Raw genomic sequence first — 16,717 nt, 5'->3', positions numbered from 1 at the left:
CGTCCATCGCTTCAAGGAGTCAGCAGATGCAGCAGTTCAAGGTTAGCGGAATGTCGTGCGGTCATTGCTCGCGGGCCGTCACCCAGGCGATTCAGGCGCTGGAGCCGACGGCCAGGGTGGAGGTCGATCTGGCCGCGGGGTTGGTGCGTGTGGAAACTAGTCTGGAGGCCGAGCGGATAGAGGCGGCTATCCGCGAAGAGGGTTACCAGGTCGAGCCGGCCTAGGTGCAGGGTTCGACTAGGGCCATTGCCGCAGCAGGCCGCGAAAGCAGCTGTCGATCATCGCCGGGGTGTCGGTCTGGGCGTCGAACAGGTTGGGGTCGCGCAGCCAGTCGCTGAACAGGCCGACGAGCAGCGCGTGCAGCGTGCGCGAAGCCAGGCGCGGAGTGATGCCGGGCTGCAGGTGCGCCTGCACTGTCGGCAGGGCGAACTGCTGTTCGCACAGGGCGATGAACTGGTTGACGAAGGTTTCGTGGCGCTCCTCGGCCTCGCGCAGCTCCTCGGTGAATTCGCAGCGGCGCAGCAGCACGGTGAGGATGCGTCGGCGCTGCTCATCCAGCACCAGATTGGCCATGGCCTCGATGCACAGATCGCGCAGCAGCTGCAGCGATGACAGGCCGTCGACTGCCGCCAGTTGCTGGGCCAGCGGCTCCAGCGGCAGGCGTACCTGGTTGAGCATTTCGTGGAACAGGTGCGCCTTGTTCTGGAAGTGCCAGTAGACCGCCCCGCGCGTCACCCCGGCATGCCTGGCGATGTGCTCGAGGCTGGTATGGGCGACACCGCGCTCGAGGAATAACTGTTCGGCTGCGGCGAGGATGGCGTAGCGGGTTTTCTCCGCCTCTTCTTTGGTTTTACGCATGGCGATCCGGTTAATTGGAACTAGGCTCAGAAGGTGCCGAGTTTACCGATTTTGCCCCACCTGCTGGTGGGGCTCCGTTGTGTCGCTGCTGCCCTGCGTCTGGCCATGGAGAGGATGCCTCATGTCGTTCGTTCGCCTCGATCGTATCTGTCTGTCTGCAATCCTTGTCGGCGCGCTGGGCGCTCAGGCCGCCGAGGCGCCACCTGTGGCGGTAACGGTCGAGCGGGTCAAGGCCGGGGAGTTGCCCATCGTGCTGGAGTATCCCGCGCGCACGGCTGGCTATCGCGAGGTGCAGGTCAGGGCGCAGGTCGGCGGCATCCTGCAGGAGCGCACCTACCAGGAGGGTAGTCGAGTGCAGAAGGATCAGGTGCTGTTTCGCATCGATCCGCGCCCCTACGAGGCCGCTTTGGCCCGCGCCAAGGGCGCGCTGGCACAGGAACAGGCGCGCTTTCGGCAGACCGATCGCGACCTCAAGCGCATCCGTGAACTGCAGAAGAAGGGCTTCGCCAGCGAGAGCGAGCTGGACAACGCGGTGTCCAATTTCGAGCAGAGCAAGGCCAATATCGAGGCGGCCCAGGCCGAGGTGCAGTCGCGCCAGATCGACCTCGACTACACCACGGTGAAGGCGCCGATCACCGGCATCACCAGCAAGGAGAGCGTCTCCGAAGGCAGCCTGATCGTCGCTGGCGACCCCAGTGCCAGCCTGCTGACGCAGATCACCCAGCTCGACCCGATCTTCGTCAACTTTGCCTATCCGGATGCGGAGGCCGAACGCCTGCGTCGCGAATTGTCCGAAGGCAGCCTGGTGCCACCGAGCAGCGGCAAGCTCAGCGTCGACGTGTATTTCGGTGATGGCTCGGCCTATCCGACCGCGGGCGAGGTGGATTTCACCGACAGCCTGATTGATCGCGGCACCGGCACCGTCAGTGCCCGTGGCGTGGTGCCCAACCCCGAGCAGAAGCTGCTGCCGGGGCAATTCGTGCGAGTGCGGGTCAAGGGTCTGACCCGTCCCAACGCCGTCACCGTGCCGGAACGTGCCGTCGCTCAGGGGCCGCGCGGTACCTTCGTCTACGTAGTGGACGAGCAGGGGGTGGCACGCATGCGCCAGGTCACCACCGGTGACACGGCGGGCGGGCGCTGGGTGATCCTGGCCGGCGTCAGCGATGGCGAGCGGGTGATAGTCGACGGCCTGGCCAAGGTACGACCGGACAGCCCGGTGCAGGTCGAGGAGGCGAAGGCGGCCACGGCCCAGACCCCGGCTCAGGAGTAACGGCCATGATCTCGCGCTTCTTCATCGATCGCCCGGTATTCGCCACCGTCATTTCCATCGTCATCGTGCTGGCGGGCCTGGCCGCCATGCGCGCGCTGCCCATCGCCCAGTACCCGGAAATCCTGCCGCCTCAGGTCTCGGTTTCGGCCGCCTATCCCGGCGCCAGTTCGCAGGTGATCGCCGAGACCGTGGCGGCGCCGCTGGAGCAGGCGATCAATGGCGTCGAGAACATGATCTACCAGCTGTCCAACTCCTCCAGCAGCGGGGCGATGAGCCTGACGGTGTATTTCGAAGTGGGTACCGACCCCGATCAGGCCACCATCAACGTCAACAACAAGGTGCAGGCGGCGCTGGCCAAGCTGCCCGAGGAAGTGCGCCGCCAGGGCGTGAAGGTGGAGAAGAAGTCCTCCGACATTCTCCAGGTGATTACCCTCTACTCGCCGGATGGCTCGCGTGACCCGATCTTCATCAGCAACTACGCGCTGATCAACGTCATCGACGAGCTCAAACGCCTCAAGGGTGTGGGCGATGCCAGCCAGTTCGGCTCCAAGGATTACTCCATGCGCATCTGGCTGCGCCCGGACAAGCTGGCGCAGTACAACCTCACGCCTACCGATGTGGTGAACGCCATCCGCGAGCAGAACTCGCAGTTCGCCGCCGGCAGCTTCGGCCAGCAGCCGCTCAAGGAGCCGCAGGACTTCACCTACACGGTGACCACCCAGGGCCGCTTCACCGATCCCAAAGAGTTCGAGAACGTCATCCTGCGCACCGATGCCACCGGCGCCAGCCTGCTGCTCAAGGACGTGGCCCGGGTCGAGCTGGGGGCGCAGGACTACTCGCTGGTCACCACCCTGAACGGCCAGCAGAACGCCGCCTTCGGCATCTACCTGCAACCCGGTGCCAACGCCCTGGACACCGCCGAAGCGGTGCAGCGCACCATGGAGCGCCTGAGCAAGCGCTTCCCCGAAGGCATCGCCTACAAGATTCCCTACGACACCACCAAGTTCGTCCAGGTGTCCATCGAGGAGGTGATCCATACCTTCTTCGAGGCGCTGGTACTGGTGGTGCTGGTGGTGTTCATCTTCCTGCAGAACTGGCGCGCAACGCTGATTCCGGTGCTGGCCATTCCGGTGTCGCTGGTCGGCACCTTCGCCGGTATGTACCTGCTGGGTTTTTCCATCAACCTGCTGACCCTGTTCGGCATGGTGCTGGCCATCGGCATCGTGGTGGACGACGCCATCGTGGTGATCGAAAACGTCGAGCGGGTGATGCGCACCCAGGGGCTCAGCCCGCGTGAGGCGTCGATCAAGGCGATGGAGGAGGTCACCGGGCCGATCATCGCCATCGTCCTGGTGCTTTGCGCGGTATTCGTGCCGGTGGGCTTTCTCGGCGGTCTGGCAGGGCAGATGTACAAGCAGTTCGCGATCACCATCGCGGTGTCGGTGGTGATTTCCGGGATCGTCGCCCTGACCCTTTCGCCCGCACTCTGCGCCCTGTTGCTCAAGCCTGGCCATCATGAGCCGGCGGCGCCGTTTCGCGCCTTCAACCGCTTCTTCGACAAGGCCACCGAGGGCTATGGCGCCGGGGTGCGCTTCTTCCTCAAGCGCTCGCTGATCGGCCTGCTGCTGTTCGGCGGCATGATCGCGCTGATCATGCTGCTGTTCGCAAGGGTGCCCGGCTCGCTGGTGCCCGACGAGGATCAGGGCTACGTGATCAACGCCTATTACCTGCCGCCAGCGGCTTCGCTCAACCGCACCGAGGCCCTGAGCGGCGCGGTGAGCCAGCAGCTGATGGAACATCCGGCGGTGCAGGACGTGGTGACCTTCGCCGGTTTCGACGTGCTCACCTTTGGTGTTCGCAGCAACGCCGGGGTGTCCTTCGTGCCGCTCAAGGACTGGAGCGAGCGCACTACGCCGGAGCTCGATGCGCGCAACCTGACCCGCGAGTTCATGGGCATGGGCGCCGCGCAGATGGACGGCCTGGTGCTGTCGTTCAACCCGCCGCCGATCACCGGCATGAGCACCACTGGCGGCTTCGAGTCCTACATTCAGGATCGCTCCGGTGGCAGCGTCGAGCAGCTCGGCGAGAAGGTGCAGGCCTTCGTCCAGGCTGCCAGCCGGCGCCCCGAGCTGGCCGGCGTGCAGAGCACCTTCAGCGCCAACGTGCCGCAGTACTACATCGACCTGGACCGCACCAAGACCCGCGCTCTCGGCGTGAGCGTCAGCGACGTGTTCACCGCCATGCAGGCCACCTTCGGCAGCTACTACGTCAACGACTTCACCCTCTTCGGGCGTACCTGGCAGGTCAGCCTGCAGTCCGAGTCGGAGTTCCGCCGCAAGCCGGAGGATCTGGGCCAGGTCTACGTCCGTTCCAGCAGCGGCGATCTGGTGCCGCTGTCGACCCTGCTGCGGGTGCGGCGCATCCTCGGGCCGGATTCCTATGACCGTTTCAACGTCTATCCCTCGGCCAAGGTACTCGGCGGCCCGGCGCCCGGTTACAGCTCGGGGCAGGCGCTGGCGGCCATGCAGGCGGTGGCAGACGAGGTGCTCGGCGAGGACTACAGCCTGGGCTGGATCGGTTCGGCCTATCAGGAACTGGCGACCCAGGGCTCGGGCGCCCAGGCCTTCGTCTTCGGCCTGATCCTGGTGTTCCTGATCCTGGCCGCGCAGTACGAGCGCTGGACGCTGCCGCTGGCGGTGGTCACCGCGGTGCCCTTCGCGGTGTTCGGGGCGATTCTTGCGGTGTGGCTGCGCGGCATCCAGAACGATGTGTACTTCCAGGTCGGCCTGGTCACCCTGATCGGTCTGGCGGCGAAGAACGCCATCCTCATCGTCGAGTTCGCCGTGCTGCTGCGCGCCGAAGGCAAGGGCATCTTCGACTCGGCGCTGGAGGCGGCCAAGCTGCGCTTCCGCCCTATCGTGATGACCTCGCTGGCCTTCATCCTCGGTTGCGTGCCGCTGGCGATCAGCTCCGGGGCTGGCTCGGCCAGCCGCCATTCCATCGGCACCGGGGTGATCGGCGGCATGCTCGCGGCCACGCTGCTGGCCACCTTCCTGATTCCCATGTTCTACCTGCTGGTGGAGACCGGGGCGCAGCGCCTCAGTCGTCGCGGCAAGGCGCAGGTGGGAGACGAGGCGCATTGAGACATGGCGAGCCGCTATCTGGCGGCCCGGCCTTCCGTCGAGCGTGCGGTCGGTGAGATGATTAGTCGGCTAACAAATAGCCCGGAACGCTCATGAACCTCCGTACGCTTCTGATTCTCGGCGCGCTCTGCGCCTTCGGCCCACTGGCCATCGACTTCTACCTGCCAAGTTTCCCCACCCTGGCGCAGCAGTTCGCTACCGACGTCGAGCATGTACAGCTGTCGCTGGCGGCCTACTTCGTCGGCATCGCCATCGGCCAGTTGTTCTACGGGCCGCTGGCGGACCGCTACGGCCGCCGCGTGCCGCTGCTGGCGGGGGTGGCGCTGTTCACCCTGGCCTCGCTGGCCTGCGCGCTGGCGCCAAGCCTGGAATGGCTGATCGGGGCGCGCTTCGTGCAGGCCCTGGGCGGCTGCGCCGGCATGGTCATCACCCGTGCGGTGGTGCGCGATCTGTGCGACCCGCTGGCTTCGGCCAAGGTGTTCTCGCAACTGGTGCTGGTGATGGGCCTGGCGCCGATCCTCGCGCCGCTGGGCGGTGGTCTGCTGCTGAAAACCCTCGGCTGGCCGTCGATCTTCCACAGCCTGGCGATCTTCGCCGGGCTGTGCCTGCTGGCGGTGCTGCTGTGGCTGCCGGAAACCCGTCCGCAGCATCTGCAGCCCGCGCCCCTGAGCGGCGCCTTCGGCCAGTACCGGGCCCTGCTTGGCAATGCGCCGTTCATGGGTTACAGCCTGGCCGGTGGCGTGGCCATGGCCGGGATGTTCGCCTACATCGCCGGCTCGCCTTTCGTCTTCATCGAGCTGTACGGCGTGCCGGCCGAGCATTACGGCTGGTTGTTCGGCAGCAACGCGGCGGGCTTCGTGCTCACGGCGCAGGTCAACGCGCGCCTGGTGCGCAGCGGCGGCCCGGCGCTGTGGTTGCGGCGCATGGTGCTGGTGTATCTGATCAGCGGCCTGTGCCTGCTGGCACTGGCCTTGTGGCAGCCGCCGCAGCTGTGGCCGCTGATGGTGCCGCTGTTCATCTGCGTCGCCAGCCTCGGCTGCGTGCTGCCCAACGCCACGGCCTGCGCCATGGCCGGGCAGGGGCGACATGCCGGTAGCGCATCCGGGTTGCTGGGCAGCATGCAATTCAGCGTGGCGGCCAGTGCGTCGGCGCTGGTGGCCTTCCTGCATGATGGTTCGGCCATGCCCATGGCGTTGGTGATTGCCCTGTGCGGCGCTGCTGCCTGTGGGTTTGCCTGGTGGAGCAAGCGCTTCGTGGTCTGACCCGGCGCGTTACAGGCGGGCAGCCTTGAAGGTGTCGCAGCGCCCCGGCTGGCCGCTCTCGAAACCGGTGCTGAACCAGCGCACGCGCTGCTGCGAGGTGCCGTGAGTGAAGGCGTCCGGCACCACCTGACCGCGCGCCTGCTTTTGCAGGCGATCATCGCCGATGGCGCTGGCGGCATTCAGTGCCTCTTCCAGGTCGCCCGCCTCCAGCCAGTCATGCCGGCGCTGCGCGTGATGCGCCCAGACTCCGGCCAGGCAGTCGGCCTGCAGTTCCTGACGCACCAGCAGGCCGCCGTCGCCTTCGACCCGCTCGCCGCGCTGGCGCGCCGCATTGACCTTGTCCGACACGCCCAGCAGCGTCTGCACATGGTGGCCGACCTCATGCGCGATCACGTAGGCCTGGGCGAAGTCGCCGGCGGCGGCGAAGCGCTGCTCCATCTCGCGAAAGAAGGTCATGTCGAGGTACACCCGCTGATCGCCTGGACAGTAGAAGGGGCCGACCGCCGAGCTGGCGAAGCCGCAGGCCGAATTGACGCCGCCGGAGAACAGCACCAGTTGCGGGTCGCGATACTGCTGGCCAGCCTGCTGGAACAGCTCGCGCCAGGTGTCTTCGGTGTCACCGAGAATGGCGCGGACGAACTCGCGCTGCTGGTCATTGGCGGCCGGTACGCCGCCTGACGGGCCGACCTGGGACTGGGTGGCCTGGCCGGCGATCTGGCCGAGAATCTGCAGCGGGTCCCTGGCCCATCATCAGGCTGACGATGACCACCAGCGCCACACCGCCCAGGCTCAGGCCGCCGCCCACGCGCCTGCCGGTGCGGCCGCGCGCGTCCACCACGTTGTCGCTGCGTCTGCCGCGTTGCCAGCGCATCGCTCGCTCCCCTGATCAGTGCCGTTGTGTGTTCAGTTGCCCGGATAGTCGCTCAGCACGACGTCCTGGCGCTGCTTGTCCAGGCCGATCACCTGGTAGGCATCGATCCGGTTGCCGTACTCCATGCCGGGCGAGCCCATGGGCATGCCGGGCACGGCGGCGCCGATCAGGTCCGGGCGCTGGCGCAGCTTGAGAATGTCGGCGGCCGGCACATGGCCTTCGACGAACTTGCCGTCGATCACCCCGGTGTGACAGGAGGCCAGCCGCGGCGGCACGCCAAGCTTCTGTTTGACCGCGCTCATGTCGGCTTCGACATGGTCGTTGACGGTGAAGCCGTTGTCCTGCAGGTGATCGATCCAGGCCTTGCAGCAGCCGCAGTTGGCATCGCGATGCACATCGATGGTCAGGGCTTCGCCGGCCTGGGCCAGGCTGGTGAAGAGGCAGAGGGCGAGCAGGGAACGACGCATGGCAGGACTCCTGATGAACTAGAGCTCAGCATAGCGCCGCGACAGACACGGCCCAAGTGCTTGCGACTATGCGTCGCGACAGGTGGCGCCTATGCTGCGTGAGTGGCCAATGAATGGAGCTCGCCAATGCTGTTCGCTCGAATCGTCCTGCTGATCCAGATCGCCGCGCTCGGCGTACTGGGGCTGGCCTATTTCATCCGTCCTGAGGAAATGGCCAGCTTCAGCGGCGCACTGCTGATGGGCAACGCCGCGGTCACCGAAGTACGGGCCTACTATGGCGGGCTGCAGCTGGGGCTGGCGGCCTATCTGGTGATGGCGCTGCTGCGTCTGGACCTGCTGCGTCCGGCGCTGATCCTGCTGGTGCTGCTGTACGGCGTGCTGGCCCTGGCGCGCCTCGCCGGGCTGTGGCTGGACGGTGGCGCGCAGCAGACCTTCAACCTCTATGCCCTGCTGCTCGAAGCGGTTTCGGCTGCACTGGCCTGGTGGGCGCTGCGCGGCTTGTCACGCTGAGCCGTAGCCCGGATGCGATCCTGCAGGCAAATCTCGGATTGCATCCAGGCGGCGAGGGGGCTCAGCGCCGTTCCAGCAACACACCCGCTTCCATATGGTGGGTGTAGGGGAACTGGTCGAACAGCGCGCAGCGCGTGATCTTGTGAGTGTCATTGAGCTGGGCGATGTTGGCGGCCAGGGTTTCCGGGTTGCAGGAGATGTACAGGATGCGCTGGAAACGGCGAGTCAGCTCGCAGGTGTCCGGGTCCATCCCGGCGCGCGGCGGATCGACGAAGACGCTGCCGAACGCATAGCTTTTCAGGTCGATGCCGGCCAGGCGGCGGAAGGCGCGCACCTCGTTCAGCGCCTGGGTCAGCTCCTCGGCGGACAGGCGCACCAGCTCGACGTTGCTCACGCTGTTATCAGCCAGGTTGGCCAGGGCGGCGTTCACCGAGGTCTTGCTGATCTCGGTGGCCAGCACGCGGCGTACGCGGGTAGCCAGCGGCAGGGTGAAGTTGCCATTGCCGCAGTACAGCTCCAGCAGATCGTCATCACGCTCGCCGAGCACGTCATGGGCCCAGCCGAGCATCTTTTCGCACACTCGGCCGTTGGGCTGGGTAAAGGCGCCTTCCGGCTGGCGATAGCGGAACGTGCGTCCGGCTACGCTCAATTCTTCTTCCACGTAGTCGCGACCGATCACCAGGCGCTGGCCACGGGAGCGGCCGACCAGGCTGACGTTCAGCTCGGCGGCCAGTTTTTCCGCCGCGGCCTGCCATGCCTCGTCCAGCGGGCGATGGTATGCCAGGGTGATCAGCGCATCGCCAGCCAGGGTGGTGAGAAATTCCACCTGGAACAGCTTGAACGACAGCGTTTCGCTGGCTTGCCAGGCGGCGCGCAGACGCGGCATCAGTTCGTTGATGCGCCGGCTGGCGATGGGGAAGTCGTCGAGCAGGATCGGCGTGTGCTTGTCGCCCGGGGCGAACATGGCGTAGTGGCGTTGACCGTCTTCACGCCACAGGCGGAACTCGGCGCGCATGCGGTAGTGCTCGCGCGGCGATTCGAATACCTCGGGCTCGGGAGCGGCGAAGGGCGCCAGCAGTTCGACCAGGCGGGCCTTCTTCTCGGCGAGTTGGGCGTCGTAGGTGGCGGGGTCGAATGCGGGGCGGCTCATCGGTCACTCATGGGGCAGGAAAACGGGGCGCCATTGTAGCGGAGGCGGTGGCCGCGTGCCTTGGGTTACTCGTCGGCGCTGCGCCGTGGGTGGATTGTGCTTTTCATCCACCCTTTAGTGATGTCGCAGGAACGCTATTGGTGGACATGAAAGGCGATGTCCACCCTCCGTGTTGGCCGGTGGGGTGTCGTAGGGTGGATGACGCTTTTTTCATCCACCGTTTGTGTGGCCGGAGAGAAGGTATCGGTGGACATGAAAAGCGATGTCCACCCTACACCCGTTGCCGCCTACCTTGTGTGCTGATCAGGCGAAGTAGGCCAGCTTGACGATGAACAGGGCAGAGAGCACCCACATCGCCAGGTTCAGTTCACGCCAGCGGCCGGACAGCACCTTGACCGCGGTCCATGCGATGAAGCCGAAGGCGATGCCGTTGGCGATGGAGAAGGTCAGCGGCATGGCCAGGGCGGCGACCACCACCGGGGCGGCGACGGTCAGGTCGTCCCAGTCGATCTGCGCCAGGGCGCTCATCATCAGCACAGCGACGAACAGCAGCGCCGGGGCGGTGGCGTAGGCCGGCACCGAGCCGGCCAGCGGGGCGAAGAACAGGCTGAGCAGGAACAGCGCGGCGACCACGCAGGCGGTCAGGCCGGTGCGCCCGCCGGCGCTGATGCCGGCCGCCGATTCGATGTAGCTGGTGGTGGTGCTGGTGCCCAGCGCGGCTCCAGCCATGGTGGCGGTGCTGTCGGCCATCAGCGCGCGGCCCAGGCGTGGCATCTTGCCGTCCTTGTCCAGCAGGTCGGCCTTCTGCGCGACGCCCACCAGGGTGCCGGAAGTGTCGAACAGGTCGACGAAGAGGAAGGCGAAGATCACGCTGACCAGCCCGATATCCAGCGCGCCGGCGATATCCAGTTGCAGCAGGGTCGGCATCAGCGACGGCGGCATGGAGATTACGCCCGGCAGCTCGGACAGGCCGAGCGCGATGGACAGGCCGGTGACCAGCAGGATGCCGATCATCACCGCGCCGGTGACCTTGCGGTAGGCCAGCGCGGCGATGACGAAGAAGCCCAGGCAGGCCAGCAGCGCGCCGCCCTTGCTCATGTCGCCCAGGCCGACCAGGGTGGCCGGGTGGTCGACCACGATGCCGGCGTTCTTCAGCGCGATGATCGCCAGGAACAGGCCGATACCCGCGGCGATGCCGGCGCGCAGGGCCAGGGGGATGCTGTTGATGATCCACTCGCGGATCTTGAAGATCGACAGCAGGAAGAAGATCGCGCCGGAGAGGAACACCGCGCCCAGGGCGGTCTGCCAGCTGTAGCCCATGGTCATGACCACGGTGTAGGTGAAGAAGGCGTTGAGGCCCATGCCCGGCGCCAGGGCGATCGGGTAGTTGGCCAACAGGCCCATCACCAGCGAGCCGATGGCGGCGGCCAGGCAGGTGGCGACGAATACCGCACCATGGTCCATGCCGGTCTCGGCCAGCATGTTGGGGTTGACGAAGAGGATGTAGGCCATGGTCAGGAAGGTGGTGATCCCGGCCAGAACCTCGGTGCGCACCGTGGTGTTGTGGGCTTTGAGTTGGAACAGTCTTTCCAGCATGGTGGCTCCCCCAAGGCGCGAACGCGCCGAAATTGGTCTGCAGACAGCAAAGCACATTCGTCCGTACGGGCCGGAAAATTGCTCGATCTTGCAAAAGCCGCGCATCATACCAGCAAGGTTTTGCCGGGTGAATTTATGGTCTTTTCGGCCTTTTCATGACCGGCTGGACAGTTTCGTTTTGTGCCTGAAGGAGTCGAGAAATGAGCAAGCGAGCACTGATTGCCGTCGCCGATGGCGTCGAGGATCTGGAATGCGTGACCCTGATCGACGTGCTGCGCCGCGCCGACGTGGAGGTGCTGGTGGCGAGCATCGAAGAGCGGCGGATGATCACCTGCGCCCGTGGCACGCGCCTGACCGCCGACACCATGCTGGTGGACGTACTGGCCCAGGATTTCGACCTGATCGTGCTGCCCGGCGGCATGCCTGGCGCGCAGCGCCTGGCCGAGTTCGAACCGCTGGCCGAGCGGGTGCGCAGGCAGGCCAAGGCCGGCGAACTGTTCGCCGCCATCTGCGCTGCGCCCGCCCTGGCGCTGCAGCAGTACGGCGTGCTGCGGCAGCGGCGCATGACCTGCTACCCGGCGTTCAGCGATCGCCTCAGCGGTTGCACCTTCGTCGACGAGGCGGTGGTGGTCGACGGCAACTGCATCACCAGCCAGGGGCCGGGAACGGCGCTGGCCTTTGCGCTGGCCCTGGTCGAGCAACTGGTTGGCCGCAGCGCGCGTAGCGAGGTGGCCAAGGCAATGCTGGTGTAAGGGACGCGGCGCTGAATTTGTTCGCCGGATTGCATCCGGGCTACGCAAGGCGCCGTCCAGGAGTGGTGGGCTGAAGCCCACCCTACGAGCTGGTATAGAAACCCGGGAGCACCGGTGCGCACGGCGCACCCTACGGCCGTTTGTGCGCATCGAAGGGTAGGGTGCGCCGCGCGCACCGAGAATCCGCGATGCCCTACGACTGCTCCTGCTCCAGCAGTTGGCGCTTGCGCTGCAATCCCCAGCGGTAGCCGCTGAGGCTGCCATCGCTGGCCACCACGCGGTGGCACGGTAGCAGCAGGCCGATGGTGTTGCTGGCACAGGCGCGGGCCACGGCGCGCGGGTGGCTATGCAGTTGTCCGGCCAGCTCGGCGTAGCTGCGGGTTTCGCCGCGGGGAATGTCCTGCAGCGCCTGCCACACGCGTTGCTGGAACGCGCTGCCGCGAATGTCCAGCGGCAGGTGGGCGGCGCGCCGGGGTTCTTCGAGCTGCGCCAGTACCTGCTGCAGCCAGCTGCGCAAACTCTCTGCATCCTCTTCGAGGCGGGCGGCGGCGAAGCGCTGTTGCAACTCCTCGCGCAGCCCCTGTGGATCATCGCCAAACAGCAGCGCGCAGACGCCCCGGTCACTAGTCGCCAGCAGCACCTGGCCGAGCGGGCAGGGGGCGATGCTGTAACGCAGGTGCTCACCCGCACCACGCTGGCGGCGCTGCGCCGGCGTCAGCGCCTGGGGTTTTTCATACAGGGCACGGGTGCCGGAGTAGCCGGCGGCCAGGGCCGCGTCGAGCACGCTGCCGGCTTCCGGCAGATGGGCCTCCAGGCGCTGGCGCCGCTGCGCCGCGGCCCAGGCATTGGGTGTCATCCCGGTACGCGCCTTGAACGCCCGGGCCAGATGCGAAGGCGACAGACCGATGCGAGCGGCCAGACTCGGCAACGTCAGCCGTTGCTCGCCGCGCAACAGCTCGCAGGCGGCAGCGATCAGCGCGTCGAGCTGTTGTGCCGGGCTCTGGCCTTGTGGCGAGCAGCGCTTGCAGGGGCGAAAGCCGGCCGCTTCGGCACTCGCGGCATCGGCATGGAAGCTGACGTTGTCGCGCCGCGGTCGCCGCGCCGGGCAGTTCGGCCGGCAATAGATGCCGGTGCTGCGTACGGCGAAGACGAAGCGGCCGTCGAACGCCTCGTCGCGTTCGCAGACTGCCTGCCAGCAGCGTTCCGGGTCGAGCATGGGTTGCCCTTCTGAAGAAGTTTCTGCGGGCGATTGTCGGCTGGCGTCGCTGCTCTGCCAATCCGTATTGCACTTTCAAACCTGTGGCGAGGTCATTTGTGTAACGGCCTGAGCGCAAATACCGCCCAGCGCCTTTAATGAGGATAGGCGGGTGCCAACGGAGGTCGCCATGCGCGGGATGCTCGATAGGCCGGAGCAGGAACTGATTCTGGTGGTGGACGATGCCGTGGACGCGCGCCAGCGGCTCGGTGCGCTGCTGGTCGATCGTTATCAGGTGAAACTGGTGGGCAATGAGGAGGCGCTGGCGGCGGCCAGGTCGCGACCGCAGCCAGACCTGATCCTGCTCAGTTGGCAGGATGACTACGCGCTGTGCCGCGAGCTGAAGCACGATCCGCAGACCCGCTATATCCCGCTGATTCTGGTGACGGCCAGAAGCGATGCCGCCGACGAGCAACTGGGCTTCGACCTCGGCGCCGCCGACTACATCACCAAACCGGTCAGCCCACCCATCGTGCTCGCCCGCGTGCGAGCGCAGCTGCAGCTCAAGGCAGCCACCGACTACCTGCGCGACAAGAGCGAGTACCTGGAACTCGAGGTCAAACGCCGCACTCGCGACATCCAGCGCCTGCAGGACGTCACCATCGAGGCCATGGCCAGCGTCGCGGTGATGCGCGACAACCCGCGCAGTCGTCGCCTGGCGCGGATCGAACGCTACATGACCTGCCTGGCCACGGCCCTGGCACGGCAGCAGCCGGCCCTGTCCGAAACGTTGAGCGAGGAGCGCATCGCCCAGTTGGGCAAGTCGGCCATGCTGCACGTGATCGACCGCATGACGCTGCCAGATCGCATTCTGCTCGCCCATGGCGAGCCGGACGAGAGTGACCTGCGGCTCTTGAGCGAAGGCGTGATCGCCGGGCGCGATGCGCTGGAGCGGGCCGAGCGCAAGCTGGGCAGCATCACCGACTTCCTCTCCGACGCCAAGGACATCGTCTACGGCCAGCACGAGCGCTGGGATGGCAAGGGCTATCCGCAGGGCCTGTTCGGCGAGCAGATTCCGCTGTCGGCTCGGCTGATGGCGCTGGTGGGCCACTTCGAAGAACTGACCTGCCCGCATGCCTACCTGCCAACCATCAGCGCGGAGCAGGCGGTGTCGCAGATCTGTGCGGCCAGCGGCACGCGTTTCGACCCCATGGTGGTGCTGGCCTTCGTCGAGGCGACGCCGGAGTTCCTGCATATCGCCGAAACCCTGGCCGACGATGCCGCAGCGGTTGGCGTCGAGCTGCAGCGCCTGGAAGATTCTCTGGCCGAAAGCATCGAACTGACCTTGCCGCCGACATCCTGACGCAGTGCCGACTCGTGCAGGGTGCGCTATGCGCGGCGCTGGCATCGCGTCTGCCGTGCGCGGCCTATTCGGCCCACGGCACCCTGGTGTCGCGACACGGATGATCCTTCGCTGCCTTGAACCGTGGGAGGGGCTTCAGCCGCGAGCGACCTTGAATGCGCTGAAAGCGTCGCGGCTAAAGCCCCTCCCACGAGGCCGGGCGCTGAACCGATATGCCATGGGTGACGAGACTTAGCGACCTGCGTGGCCATTGCAGGGATCAATCGACGATCCGCTCCACATGATGGCAGGCTACCTGCCGCGCATCGATCAGGCGCAGCTCCGGGCGCTCGGCGCGGCAGCGCTCGTCGGCATGCGGGCAGCGCTTGTGGAAGGCGCAGCCGGAGGGTGGATTCAGCGGATTGGGCAGCTCGCCGCTGATTTTCATCCGCGGCTTGTCCGCATCGGGATGGATGGCCGGCGTCGCCGACAGCAGCGCGCGGGTGTAGGGATGCAGCGGGCGGCTGTAGAGCGATTCCGATGCGCCCATCTCCACCGGACGGCCGAGGTACATCACCAGCACGTCGTCGGCGACGTGGCGCACCACCGCCAGGTTGTGCGAGATGAACACGTAGCCGGTGTCGAACTCTTCCTGCAGGTCCATGAACAGGTTGAGCACCTGCGCCTGGATCGACACGTCCAGCGCCGAGGTCGGCTCGTCCGCCACCAGCACCTTGGGCTGCAGCATCATGGCGCGGGCCAGGGCGATGCGCTGGCGCTGACCACCGGAGAACATGTGCGGGTAGCGCTGGTAGTGCTCGGGACGCAGGCCTACCTGCTGCATCATCGCCTGCACCCGCTCGCGACGTTCGGCGCGGGAGAGGTCGGTGTTGATCAGCAGCGGCTCGGCCAACTGGTCGCCGACCTTCTGCCGCGGGTTGAGCGAGGCATAGGGGTTCTGGAACACCATCTGCACATCGCGGCGCAGCTGCTTGCGCTCGGCCTTGCTGGCGCCGGCCACTTCCCGGCCGGCGATCTGCAGGCTGCCGGCGCTGGGTTCCTCGATCAGGGTCAGGGCGCGGGCCAGGGTGGATTTGCCGCAGCCGGATTCGCCGACCACCGCCAGGGTCCTGCCGGCCTGCAGGCTGAAGGACACGCCATTGAGCGCCTGCACGGTCGCCGCCGGTTTGAACAGGCCGCGCGAGACGCTGTAGTGACGGGTCAGCTCATGGGCTTGCAGTACGGTGCTCATCGGGCCACCTCCGTCGTGGGTTGAAGAGGGAAGAAGCAGCGCGCGGCGCCACGCTCGTGCGGCTCCAGGGCGGGGCGTTGCTGCTGGCAGCGCTCCTGCACGTAGGGGCAGCGGGGTGACAGCAGGCAACCTATCGGGCGGTCGTAGCGACCGGGGACGATGCCGGGCAGGGTGGCCAGGCGGCTGGCGCCTGCGCTGTGTTCGCCCACGCTCCTCTCGGGCAGCGCCTTGAGCAGCGCTTCGGTATAGGGGTGGCTGGGCGCATCGAACAGGGTCGGTACCTGGCCGAGTTCTACCGCCTGTCCGGCGTACATCACGCAGACGCGCTGAGCGGTTTCCGCGACCACCGCCAGGTCGTGGGTGATCAGTACCAGGGCCATGCCTTCATCGCGCTGCAGGTTCAGCAGCAGCTCCATGATCTGCGCCTGGATGGTCACGTCCAGCGCGGTGGTGGGTTCGTCGGCGATCAGCAGCTTGGGTTCGGCAGCGATCGCCATGGCGATCGCCACACGCTGACTCATGCCGCCGGAAAGCTGATGCGGGTAGGCATCGAGCCGGCTCGCGGCGCCGGGAATCTCCACCCGCTCGAGCAGTTCCAGCGCTCGTGCGCGCGCCGCCTTGCCCTTCAGGCCAAGGTGCTGGCGCAGCACTTCCTCGATCTGGAAGCCCACGGTGTAGCTGGGGTTGAGTGCGGTCATCGGGTCCTGGAAGACCATGGCCAGGTCCTTGCCGACGATATGCCGACGCTGGCGGCCCTTAAGGCGCAGCATGTCGGTGCCGTCGAACTGCATGCAGTCGGCCTGGACGATGCCGGGCGCATCGATCAGGCCCATCAGCGCCATCATGGTCACCGACTTGCCGGAGCCGGACTCACCGACGATGGCCAGCACCTCGCCCTTGTCCACGCTGAGGTCGAGGCCGTCGACCACCGGCGTGGCGTCGGCCGCGCCGAAGCGTACCGAGAGGTTGCGGATGTCCAGCAGGCTCATGGTGTGCTCTCCAGTGCGCTGTGGTGTGCACGACAGACCCTGTGGGGCTGTGCAGCAGGG

The 16,717-nt window shown here is 66.6% G+C and carries 14 protein-coding genes and 1 pseudogene; 7 read left to right on the top strand and 8 right to left on the bottom strand.

Going from position 1 to position 16,717, the window contains the following annotated elements; genetic code table 11:
• The first annotated feature begins 26 nt into the window (after positions 1 to 26).
• Entirely contained in the window at positions 27 to 224 is a 198-nt protein-coding gene (locus BLS61_RS03620; RefSeq protein ID WP_090428060.1) for a heavy-metal-associated domain-containing protein, read from the top strand.
• A 13-nt stretch (positions 225 to 237) separates the two neighbouring features.
• On the opposite strand, the gene BLS61_RS03615 is transcribed toward BLS61_RS03620, so the two are convergent.
• Positions 238 to 858 carry a TetR family transcriptional regulator gene (locus BLS61_RS03615; protein ID WP_090427455.1) on the bottom strand — a complete coding sequence of 207 codons (621 nt, stop codon included), beginning with the start codon at positions 856 to 858 and terminating at the stop codon, positions 238 to 240.
• Positions 859 to 979: 121 nt separating this feature from the next.
• Here BLS61_RS03615 and BLS61_RS03610 point away from each other — a divergent pair, with 121 nt between their 5' ends.
• From BLS61_RS03610 to BLS61_RS03600, 3 genes are all read left to right on the top strand, one after another.
• Positions 980 to 2,128 (top strand): efflux RND transporter periplasmic adaptor subunit, encoded by a 1,149-nt coding sequence (locus tag BLS61_RS03610; protein WP_090427452.1) that lies wholly within the window; start codon positions 980 to 982, stop codon positions 2,126 to 2,128.
• A 5-nt stretch (positions 2,129 to 2,133) separates the two neighbouring features.
• Positions 2,134 to 5,271, top strand: a complete 3,138-nt coding sequence (locus BLS61_RS03605) for an efflux RND transporter permease subunit (RefSeq protein ID WP_090427448.1) — start codon at positions 2,134 to 2,136, stop codon at positions 5,269 to 5,271.
• 92 nt (positions 5,272 to 5,363) lie between these two features.
• Entirely contained in the window at positions 5,364 to 6,533 is a 1,170-nt protein-coding gene (locus BLS61_RS03600) for a multidrug effflux MFS transporter (RefSeq protein WP_090427445.1), read from the top strand.
• Between the two features lie 9 nt (positions 6,534 to 6,542).
• On the opposite strand, the pseudogene ypfJ reads toward BLS61_RS03600, so the two are convergent.
• Both ypfJ and BLS61_RS03590 read right to left on the bottom strand, forming a co-directional pair.
• A pseudogene (ypfJ, locus tag BLS61_RS03595) lies at positions 6,543 to 7,404 on the bottom strand (KPN_02809 family neutral zinc metallopeptidase).
• A 32-nt stretch (positions 7,405 to 7,436) separates the two neighbouring features.
• Positions 7,437 to 7,871, bottom strand: a complete 435-nt coding sequence (locus BLS61_RS03590; RefSeq protein WP_090427441.1) for a DUF411 domain-containing protein — start codon at positions 7,869 to 7,871, stop codon at positions 7,437 to 7,439.
• A 126-nt stretch (positions 7,872 to 7,997) separates the two neighbouring features.
• On the opposite strand from BLS61_RS03590, the gene BLS61_RS03585 reads away from it, so the two are divergent.
• Positions 7,998 to 8,381: a DUF4345 domain-containing protein gene (locus BLS61_RS03585; RefSeq protein ID WP_090427438.1), complete on the top strand. Its 384-nt coding sequence runs from the start codon at positions 7,998 to 8,000 to the stop codon at positions 8,379 to 8,381.
• A gap of 61 nt (positions 8,382 to 8,442) precedes the next feature.
• Here BLS61_RS03585 and trmA read toward each other — a convergent pair whose 3' ends face one another.
• Together trmA and BLS61_RS03575 are read right to left on the bottom strand one after the other, a co-directional pair.
• Positions 8,443 to 9,531 carry a tRNA (uridine(54)-C5)-methyltransferase TrmA gene (trmA, locus tag BLS61_RS03580; RefSeq protein ID WP_090427434.1) on the bottom strand — a complete coding sequence of 363 codons (1,089 nt, stop codon included), beginning with the start codon at positions 9,529 to 9,531 and terminating at the stop codon, positions 8,443 to 8,445.
• Between the two features lie 303 nt (positions 9,532 to 9,834).
• Complete coding sequence (locus BLS61_RS03575) at positions 9,835 to 11,127, bottom strand: NCS2 family permease (RefSeq protein WP_090427430.1); 1,293 nt, start codon at positions 11,125 to 11,127, stop codon at positions 9,835 to 9,837.
• A gap of 200 nt (positions 11,128 to 11,327) precedes the next feature.
• On the opposite strand from BLS61_RS03575, the gene BLS61_RS03570 reads away from it, so the two are divergent.
• A complete protein-coding gene (locus BLS61_RS03570; RefSeq protein ID WP_090427427.1) occupies positions 11,328 to 11,879 on the top strand; it encodes a DJ-1 family glyoxalase III in 552 nt (183 codons plus the stop codon).
• Positions 11,880 to 12,072: 193 nt separating this feature from the next.
• Here the strand turns inward: BLS61_RS03570 and ada are convergent, their stop codons facing one another.
• Entirely contained in the window at positions 12,073 to 13,095 is a 1,023-nt protein-coding gene (gene ada, locus BLS61_RS03565) for a bifunctional DNA-binding transcriptional regulator/O6-methylguanine-DNA methyltransferase Ada (protein ID WP_090427424.1), read from the bottom strand.
• A 169-nt stretch (positions 13,096 to 13,264) separates the two neighbouring features.
• On the opposite strand from ada, the gene BLS61_RS03560 reads away from it, so the two are divergent.
• Positions 13,265 to 14,437 carry an HD-GYP domain-containing protein gene (locus BLS61_RS03560; RefSeq protein WP_090427421.1) on the top strand — a complete coding sequence of 391 codons (1,173 nt, stop codon included), beginning with the start codon at positions 13,265 to 13,267 and terminating at the stop codon, positions 14,435 to 14,437.
• A gap of 259 nt (positions 14,438 to 14,696) precedes the next feature.
• Here BLS61_RS03560 and BLS61_RS03555 read toward each other — a convergent pair whose 3' ends face one another.
• Positions 14,697 to 15,668 (bottom strand): peptide ABC transporter ATP-binding protein, encoded by a 972-nt coding sequence (locus BLS61_RS03555; protein WP_090427418.1) that lies wholly within the window; start codon positions 15,666 to 15,668, stop codon positions 14,697 to 14,699.
• Positions 15,665 to 16,657: an ABC transporter ATP-binding protein gene (locus BLS61_RS03550; RefSeq protein WP_090427415.1), complete on the bottom strand. Its 993-nt coding sequence runs from the start codon at positions 16,655 to 16,657 to the stop codon at positions 15,665 to 15,667. The genes BLS61_RS03555 and BLS61_RS03550 overlap by 4 nt, the downstream gene beginning before the upstream one ends.
• Positions 16,658 to 16,717 lie beyond the last annotated feature (60 nt).

The sequence above is a fragment of the Ectopseudomonas guguanensis genome, assembly GCF_900104265.1.
In the GTDB taxonomy this organism is placed as follows: Bacteria; Pseudomonadota; Gammaproteobacteria; order Pseudomonadales; family Pseudomonadaceae; genus Aquipseudomonas; species Aquipseudomonas guguanensis.
The sequence above is the reverse complement of the archived record's forward strand: the minus strand, read 5'-3'. Positions and strand labels throughout refer to the sequence as shown.